Origin of the sequence: Corallococcus sp. CA047B (genome assembly GCF_003612065.1) — a bacterium.
In the GTDB taxonomy this organism is placed as follows: domain Bacteria; phylum Myxococcota; class Myxococcia; order Myxococcales; family Myxococcaceae; genus Corallococcus; species Corallococcus praedator.
In genome coordinates this window covers 1-8,209 of record NZ_RAWD01000379.1, presented here as the reverse complement: position 1 = coordinate 8,209, position 8,209 = coordinate 1, and the positions used below count along the sequence as shown (strand labels likewise).

9 protein-coding genes are annotated in these 8,209 nt (G+C 70.2%); 5 read left to right on the top strand and 4 right to left on the bottom strand.

From position 1 onward, the window contains the following. The first annotated feature begins 80 nt into the window (after window positions 1-80). Window positions 81-476: a hypothetical protein gene (locus D7X74_RS36290; RefSeq protein WP_120537561.1), complete on the top strand. Its 396-nt coding sequence runs from the start codon at window positions 81-83 to the stop codon at window positions 474-476. A gap of 70 nt (window positions 477-546) precedes the next feature. Here the strand turns inward: D7X74_RS36290 and D7X74_RS36285 are convergent, their stop codons facing one another. Beyond that, entirely contained in the window at window positions 547-1,995 is a 1,449-nt protein-coding gene (locus D7X74_RS36285) for a chondroitinase-B domain-containing protein (protein WP_120537560.1), read from the bottom strand. Window positions 1,996-2,099: 104 nt separating this feature from the next. On the opposite strand from D7X74_RS36285, the gene D7X74_RS36280 reads away from it, so the two are divergent. Beyond that, the gene (locus D7X74_RS36280) at window positions 2,100-2,663 is read left to right on the top strand and encodes a hypothetical protein (RefSeq protein WP_147444517.1); all 564 of its coding nucleotides are present in this window, start codon (window positions 2,100-2,102) and stop codon (window positions 2,661-2,663) included. Between the two features lie 10 nt (window positions 2,664-2,673). Here the strand turns inward: D7X74_RS36280 and D7X74_RS36275 are convergent, their stop codons facing one another. The 3 genes from D7X74_RS36275 to D7X74_RS36265 form a co-directional block, all read right to left on the bottom strand. Then, window positions 2,674-3,390 (bottom strand): DUF4476 domain-containing protein, encoded by a 717-nt coding sequence (locus D7X74_RS36275; protein ID WP_120585718.1) that lies wholly within the window; start codon window positions 3,388-3,390, stop codon window positions 2,674-2,676. 112 nt (window positions 3,391-3,502) lie between these two features. Then, window positions 3,503-4,111 (bottom strand): 2,3-diphosphoglycerate-dependent phosphoglycerate mutase, encoded by a 609-nt coding sequence (locus D7X74_RS36270; RefSeq protein ID WP_120537557.1) that lies wholly within the window; start codon window positions 4,109-4,111, stop codon window positions 3,503-3,505. Between the two features lie 107 nt (window positions 4,112-4,218). Continuing rightward, window positions 4,219-5,454: an MFS transporter gene (locus D7X74_RS36265; RefSeq protein ID WP_120537556.1), complete on the bottom strand. Its 1,236-nt coding sequence runs from the start codon at window positions 5,452-5,454 to the stop codon at window positions 4,219-4,221. Window positions 5,455-5,549: 95 nt separating this feature from the next. On the opposite strand from D7X74_RS36265, the gene D7X74_RS36260 reads away from it, so the two are divergent. From D7X74_RS36260 to D7X74_RS36250, 3 genes are all read left to right on the top strand, one after another. Beyond that, on the top strand, window positions 5,550-6,470 hold the full coding sequence (locus tag D7X74_RS36260) for an RluA family pseudouridine synthase (protein WP_120537555.1): 921 nt from the start codon (window positions 5,550-5,552) through the stop codon (window positions 6,468-6,470). A gap of 248 nt (window positions 6,471-6,718) precedes the next feature. Next, on the top strand, window positions 6,719-7,933 hold the full coding sequence (locus D7X74_RS36255; protein ID WP_120537554.1) for an MxcI protein: 1,215 nt from the start codon (window positions 6,719-6,721) through the stop codon (window positions 7,931-7,933). Window positions 7,934-7,996: 63 nt separating this feature from the next. Then, a partial coding sequence (locus D7X74_RS36250; protein WP_304984942.1) for a choice-of-anchor V domain-containing protein occupies window positions 7,997-8,209 on the top strand: 213 nt, incomplete at its 3' end.

Below are 8,209 nucleotides of genomic sequence, written 5' to 3'. Positions count from 1 at the left end.
CCCCAGCACGAAGCGCACCCCCAAGCCGGATCCGTCTTGAACGTCGCGTCCTGGCCGGCGGGTGCTAAACCTCCCGGCCCATGACCTTCTTCTTCCATCTCCACTCGGGGCTCCGCTACCTGGTGCTGCTGTCCGGCGCCATCGCGCTCGCGTACTTCGCGTTCTGCGTCGCCACGAAGAAGCCGTTCGACAAGGTGGGGCGCATCATCGGCGCGTCCTACTCCGGCTTCCTCCAGTTGCAGGTGCTCGTGGGCATCGGGGTGCTCGTCACGCGCGGCTACTACCCGGCGCTCATCGGCCACATCGTGCTGATGGTGCTGGCGGTCGGCTCCATCCAGAGCCTGCTGTCGGTGAACCGTCGGCGCACGCCGCCGGGCTACGTGCTGCCCCTGGTGGGCACCGTGCTGTCCCTGGTGTTCGTCGCGGGCGGCGTCATGGCCATCGGGCGCAGCCTGTTCAGGTCCACCGCGTTCTAAAGCAGCCCGGCGCCGGGACCTGGACCCACGCGGTCCACGTCCCAGCAGGGCAGGTGCCCGCAGCACCTGATCAACGACGGGCGCGGCGGCGCAGGCTCAGCGGCACGAGCAGCGTGAGGAGCATGGGCAGCAGGCCCGGACTGGCGCTGCATCCGCTGTCCTCATCCTCCGGCAGCTCCTTCTCCGGGCCGGACCCAGCGTCCGTGCCGCCCGAGCCCGCGTCGGCCGTGCCCGTCCCCGCATCCGTGCCGCCCGAGCCCGCGTCGGCCGTGCCCGCGTCCGTGCCGCCCGTGCCCCCGTCGGTCGTGGTCGCCGCGCAGGTGCCCAGCGAATGTTCGAGCGCGCCCAGCGTGTACGCCGACGCCGACGGACGGGGACGCGCGCAGAAGTCGTCCGGCACCGAGGCATTCCGCGCGGCGGCCCCCACGAGGGACGCCACGTCACCCTTGACGGTCAAATCCCCCTTGAGCGGCGCCACGTACCAGGACGTCCACGTGGCGGTGGCCACGTTCGCCAGGTTGGTGCCCGCGGTGAAGGTGCCGCCCTCGCGGACGCGGATGACCGACGACAGCACGTTGCCGTGGGCCTCGCCGGTGCTGGCCGCGTAGCGGAAGTCCACGCCCGTGGTGCCGACGAACGTGTTGAACAGCACCCGCGTGTTCGCGGCCTTGTTCAGGTAGACGGCGACGTCGGAGCAGTTCGCGACGATGTTGTTGCGCATCACTCCGTCCGAGTGCTCCGGCGTGCACGGCACCGATGCGTCGAAGGCCGGCGCGCAGAACGCCGGACCCGTCCCGCCACCGCCGAAGGACAGGCCGATGCTCGTGTCCGCCAGGGCGCGGTCCTTCGCGCAGACGACGCGGTTGCGCTCGAAGAGGCCCCGCTTGCCGCCGCTCTTCATGAAGGCGCCGTAGGAGATGCCACCGGCCTTGGAGAAGTCGTGCAGGTCGTTGTCGCGGACCACCCAGTCATCGCCCGTGTCGATGTTCAGCTTGGTGACCGGGGTCCCCGTCGCGCGGGCGTGCGTGTCGTAGATTTCATTGTTCTCGATGAGGCCGCGGTGGGGCATCTCCCAGACGCCGGACCCGTTCTTCACCGCGTTCACCTTGAGCTGTGCGTTGAAGTCGCGCACGCGGCTGTTGCGCAGCACGAAGTTCTCCGCGTGGCCCGTCACATGGAACGCGTGCTCGCAGTCCTGGTCGGCCGCGCAGATGCCCTCCACGGTGAGCCCGTCGAAGGTCCAGTACCGGCCCGACACCTTGAAGCCCTCCACCGCGTTGAAGCGCACGAGCGCCCCGTGGCGGTTCGCGGCGCGCACGGTGATGGGCAGGGCCTGGGTGCCCTCCGCCGCGCAGTTCACGTTCGCATTGAAGGTGTACGTGCCGTTGGCGAGGACGATCTCATCCCCGGCCTTCGCGGCGGAAAGCGCGGTCTGCAGCTCGGCCACGGTGGAGACGTTCTTCACCGCCGCGCCGCCGGTCAGCGGTAGCAGGAGCAGTGCGAGGGAGAGGGACCGCATGGGGGACTCCGGGAAGGGGGAACGCGGGACCCTAGCGGATTCCCCCCATGACCAGACAGCCGGACGGGCGCAGGCCCTCCGGTCGCTAGGGAAGCGGTGGGCGCGTGAGCACCTCGTGCCTCATGGCATGTCATCCCAGGTTCTCGCGGCGGGGGCGGTCGGCGCTGATGGGGGCGGGCCTCGCCAGCGTGTTGCTGGTGGCCCCCGGCGCGCTCGCGCTTCCCGAGAAGGGGCAGCCGCTGCCGGCCTTCTCCGCGAACGACCTGACGGAGGGCGCTCACGCGAGCGAGGAGCTGAAGGGGCGTCCCTCGCTGGTGGTCATCATCACCGACAAGGACGCGGGCGGCGCGATGCGCGGGTGGTTCAACGCGGCGGATGAGCACGTGCCGGACACGGTGCGCCGCCAGTCGCTCATCACCCTCAAGCTGCCGTTCATCGTCAGCGAGGGCGCGGCGCGGGGCAAGGCGAAGAAGCAGGTGCCACAGGACTTCTGGAAGGACACCTGGCTGGACAAGAACGGCGGCATGGCGAAGGCCCTGGGCCTTGCTTCCAGCAGCACGCCCTATGTCCTGGCGCTGGATGCGGAAGGTCGCGTGGTGGCCAGCGTCCACGCGACCGTGGACTCACCGGAAGCGCGGACCATCTGGTCCGCGCTCTCCCGGCGATGAGCCTCCGGGCCTAGTAACGCCCGTCCAGGATCTCCTGCAGCTTCTGCTTGTCCGCGGAGAAGGGGAACGCCTGGAACAGCTCGTAGCTGTTGTTCGTGTCCAGCAGCGTGGGCCGCATCACCCGCACCACCTCCAGCTTGTCGTTGGAGAAGGAGAACTGGTTGATCACGGTCATCACGTGCGACACGAGGAAGTGCTCGCGCGGGGCGACCATCGACAGCACGCGCATCTTGTCGCGCGGGAAGGACTCCCGGGCCATCGCCTGGGTGAGGCTGCGGAACTGCGAGTCCGTGATGGGGCGCACCACCGGCAGCGGAACCGGCTGCGGCATCGGCTGCGGCGCCGGGTAGTTGCCCGGCGGGGGCGGCAGGCCCGTGCCGTACGGCGCGGCGTCGTCGACGTACTCGCTCAGCTTGTCCAGCTCCTCCATGGCGGCGCGGATGCTGTTGCGGCCCTGGTTGTCACGCGTGCGGGACATCGCGTCGCGCAGCGCGTTCTCCAGCTTGTCGATGCGGCGCTCCATCACCTCGCGGTCGATGACGGCCAGGTTGCGCACGGGCGGCGGCGGCGGAACCGGCTGCGGCGGGCGGGGCGTGGAGTGGCCCGGCGGAGGCGGGCGCCGCATCTCCGCGGCGGCGGCATTGGCGTTCCCTTCCGTGCGCGGCGCGGTCTGGGCCAGCGAAGCGACGGAGGAGAGCAGCACGACTGCGAGGGTCAGGGCCTTCATGGTGTGCATCCTTGGGGGTGTTCGTCCTACGCCCCATCTGACGGGACGAGGGGCGCGGCATTCAACCCCCTCGCGCATTCCCCAGGAAGGCCCCGGCCTCCGCCGCGAGGCGTCAGGGGGTGGCGCCGCGCTTGGAGACGACCTGTCCCTCGGTCGTGACGTCGTAGACGACGGGCACGCCCGTGGCCAGCTCCAGCGCCACCACGGCCTCGCCGGAGAGCTTGTCCAGGCGCATCACCAGGGAGCGGTTGGAGTTGCCGTGGGCCACGACGAGCACGTTCTTGCCCTGGCGCAGGTCGCCCGCGATGGCGCGGTCGTAGAAGGGCAGCACGCGCCTGGCGGTCATCTCCAGGGACTCGCCATTGGGGGGCGGCACGTCGAAGGAGCGGCGCCAGATGTGGACCTGCTTCTCGCCGAACTCCTTGGCGGCGTCCGCCTTGTTGAGGCCCTGCAGGTCGCCGTAGTGGCGCTCGTTGAGGGCCGCGTCGCGGATGACGGGCGGGCGCTGGCCCAGCGTCTCCAGGAGGAGGGCGAGCGTCTCCTGCGCGCGGCTCAGGGCGGAGGTGTAGGCGACGTCGAACTTCAGGCCCTTGAGGGCCTCGGCCGCCTTGCGGGCTTCGCCGCGGCCCTGCTCGGTGAGGGGCACGTCCACGAAGCCGGTGAAGCGGTTCTCGTGGTTCCAGAGGGACTGACCATGACGGACGAGGGCGAGGATGGGCATGGCCCCTCTGCTAGCCCAACCAGGGGGAGTGGGAAAAGGGGCAAGGTCCGTCCCCCTGTCCGGCCCGTCGGTTCCCGGGCACGCGCCGGCGGCCCCGGTGCGGCGGCTCAGGTGCCCAGCGCGGCCAGACCCCGGGGCCGCAGGGCGCGCGTGAGCGCCACGATGCCGAAGAAGAGCAGGGCCGCTCCCGCGGTGATGGGCCGCACGCCCAGCCGGTCGGACAGCATGCCCAGGCCCCACACGCCCAGCATGTAGCCCAGGTTCACCAAGAGCAGGAACAGGCTGCTCACCCGCGCCTGGAGCTCCGGCGGCGTGCGCGCCTGACACACCGTCTTCAGGCCCGTGAAGGCCAGCAGGTACACCGCGCCCAGGAAGAACATCGCCACCATCGCCACCGGCAGCGTGGGGGACAGCCAGAAGAGCGCGGAGCACAGGCCCACGAGCAGCACGGACACCTCCAGCATCGCCCTGCGTCCCACCCTCGCCACGATGGACCCCGTGCCGAAGGCCGCGAGGACCGCGCCCGTGCCCTGCGCCGTCAGCAGCAGCGACGTGGTGGCGGCGTCTCCGCCCAGCACCTTGATGGCGAACACCGGCACCAGCCCCACGAACGGGGAGATGAGCAGGCCCACGAAATACGACGTGCCCAGCGCCAGCGCGATGCCCGGGTCCTCCCACGCCAGCTTCATGCCCCGGAGGATGCCGGCCCACAGCGCCTCCACCTTCGGCAGGACGGCGTGCACCGCGCCGTTCATCCGGGCCAGCACCAGCAGCACCGCGAGGAACGACAGCGTGTTGAGGAACAGCGCCCCGGCGATGCCGGCCTTCGTCAGCACGAGCGCCGCGACCACGGGCCCGATGATGCGCCCCAGGTTGAACTGCGCCGAGTCCAGGCTGAGCGCGTTGTGCAGGTCCTCCGGCGGCACCACCGCCACCGTGAGCGCGGTGGCGCAGGGGACGACGAGCGTGTTGAGGGCCCCGTTGAGCAGCGAGATGGCCGCCACCCACGGCACGGTGAGGTTGCCCGTCGCCGCCAGCACCGTGAGCAGCGCCGCGAGCAGCCCCTGCATGCACACGCACACGGCCATGAAGGAGCGCCGGTCGAAGCGGTCCGCGAGCGCGCCGCCCAGGGGCGCGAGGATGATGGAGGGCAGGTGCGCAAGCGCGGCCACGCCGCCCGTCCACCCCGCCTTGCCCGTCACCTCCGTCACGTAGACGCCCAGCGCGACGGTCTCCATCCACGTGCCGATGTTGGACACGAGCATGCCCGCCCAGAGCCAGGCGAAGTCACGGTGAGACAGGGCCCGCAGGGAGGACGCGCGAAAAAGCTGGGAGGAGGCCACGGCGAGCCCGGTTCTACAGCGCTCCTGTCCCGCGTGCTCGGTGGGCGCACGCCTACACGTTGACTCCCTGCCTGCCTTGGGGGACGGGGGGAGTCATGACGCGGCTCAAGGTCCTGGTGGTCCCCCGTGAGGTCGCAGGCGAGCGGCTTGACCGCTTCCTCACGAAGCATGTCCCCGGCCTCACGCCAGAGCGGGCCCGCGCGCTGCTGGACGCCGGCAGGGTCCGCATCCGGGGCAAGAAGGCGCAGGCCACGCGCAAGCTGTGGGGCGGGGAAGAGCTGGAAATGGAGACGCCGGAGCCCCGCGCGTCCCCGGCCGCCTCGCTGGAAGGGCCGGAGCTGCCGGTGCTGCACGACGACGCGGCGTTGATCATCGTGGCCAAGCCGCCGGGCCTGGTGGTGGAGCCGGAGGGGCGCGCTGCCTCCGTGGTGGGGCTGCTCGCGGCGAGGTGCCCGCCGTTCAACGTGGAGGGTGTGGCCCAGCCGGGCGTGGTGCACCGGTTGGACCGCGAGACGAGCGGCTGTCTGGCGCTGGCACGGACGGATGACGCAGTGGCCGCGCTCCTCAAGGCGTTCCAGGACAAGCGCGTGGACAAGCGCTACCAGACGCTGGTGCTGGGGCAGCCTCCGGACACCGGCCGGCTGGAAGGTCCGTACGCGCGCGACCCGAAGGATCCGCGCCGCTTCACCACCCGCGTGCCCTCCGCGCGCCGGGCGGCCCTCTCCTTCACCGTGCGCGAGCGCTTCCGCGAGGGGGCCCTGCTGGACATCGACCTGGACACGGGCCGCACGCATCAGATTCGCGTGCAGTTGTCCGAAGCCGGCTTCCCCGTGCTGGGGGATTCCGTCTACGGCACGCAAGCCGCGCGCACGCACCCGGCCGCGCTCGCGGTGGGGCGGCAGGCCCTGCACGCGTGGCGCCTGGAGGTGCCGACCTCCGCGACGGGGAAGCTCATCCAGGTGGAGTCCCCGCTGCCCGACGACTTCCTGCGCGGGCTGGCCCTGCTGCGCGTTTGAGGACGAAGCCTCCCCACGGGGGCGGGCCTGAGCAACCCAAGGGCAGCCACCCATCCGCGTGGCTCCCGAAAATAAGAGTTTTCTTATCATTCGGGTTGGTCCGCCTATCTCTTGACATCAGGCATTGATGGATTTAGTACGTCCTGAAAATGAGAATGAGTATCATTTTCATTGTCGGATGTCTGTCTACAGGCTCCCGTGCCGGATGACACACGCCCCTTCCCCCCACCGCAGAAAGGCTGTTCCCGATGAAGCATCCTGTTGCCTTCCCTTCCTTGCGACGCTCCGCCGCCATGCTCGCGCTGGCCCTGTTCACGGGCTGTGGTGACTCGGAGGAGCCGGGCACCGACGACAACGGGCCGCTGTATGCCATCACCACGCAGTTGCTCGTCGAGGACCCGGTGGAGAGCTACGTCGTGGTGACGACCCAGGCGGAGCAGACCGCGTCGCTGTCATTGGACAACGCCATCAAGGTGTCGGGCCGGGCGCTGGGCGTGGGCATTCCCAAGTCGGGTTCGCTCTACGTGGTGAGTGATGAGAGCCCGGTGGTGACGCGCTACCGGCTCAACAGCGCGGGCAGCCTGGAGCAGGCCGGCACCGTGAGCTTCGAGACCCGGGGCGTGACGTCGCTGGGGGAGTACCAGGCCAACTTCCAGTTCATCTCCGAGACGAAGGCCTACTTCTTCGACGGGGCCACCGCGCAGGTCGTCATCTGGAACCCCACGGCGATGACCGTGACGGGCACCATCCCGCTGGCGGCGCTGGTGATTCCAGACACCGTCCTGGCGTTCTCGGGCGCCGTCGTTCACGTGGGCTCGCAGCTCATCATGCCCGTCGGCTGGCGCCCGGTGTCCGGCGTGGGCATCACGAAGAAGGCGGGCGTGGTCTCCATCGACACGGCGACGGACGCGGCCACCATCGCCACGGATGACCGGTGCGGCTACACGCACGACGCCGCCCTGGGCCTGGATGGCAAGGTGTACGTCGCGACGGAGGCGTATGGCGCGGCGGTGTACCGGGTGGCCCCGGACGCGCCGGAGCCGTGCCTGCTCAAGTTCGATCCCCAGACGCGTGCCTTTGACCCGACCTTCTACCGCTCGTTCGCGGACCTGGTGGGCGGCGGCACCGCGGGCGCGCTCATCCCGGGCGCGCCGGGGATGGCGTACGTGCGCGTGCTGGATGAGAACATCGCCCCGGTGACGGAAGGCACCCATCCCCGCACGATGGCGAGCGGCACGGGCTGGCAGTGGTGGGAGCTGAAGCTGGACACGCTGACCGCGACGCGGAAGACAGACTTCCCGTCCACCTCCGGCAGCGTCTTCCTCTTCGAGTCGGAGAACCAGACGCTCTACACCGAGTTCGGCGCGGGCGCCGCGTCCACGACGCTGCACGTGCTGGGTGAGAACGGCAAGCCCACGGTGACGACGCAGGGGCTGTCCTTCTCCTTCGTCCAGCTGCGCTAGCCCCTTCGTCGTCCCCCTGAAGCAACCCGGGCCCCACCCGTTTCACCCTTCCATGGAGTTTCGATGCGTCATCTGTTCCGTATCGCGGGCGTGTTCGCTGTTTCGTCGCTGTGGTCCACCGCTGCCTTCGCCACCAGCACGGGCATCACCGGCCAGTCCGGCAAGGACGGGGTGACGTGCAGCACGTGTCACAAGGGTGGGGCCGTGCCCACCGTCGTGCTGGAGGGCCCGACGACGTTGGAGCCGGGCGCCACCGGCCAGTACACCTTCATCATC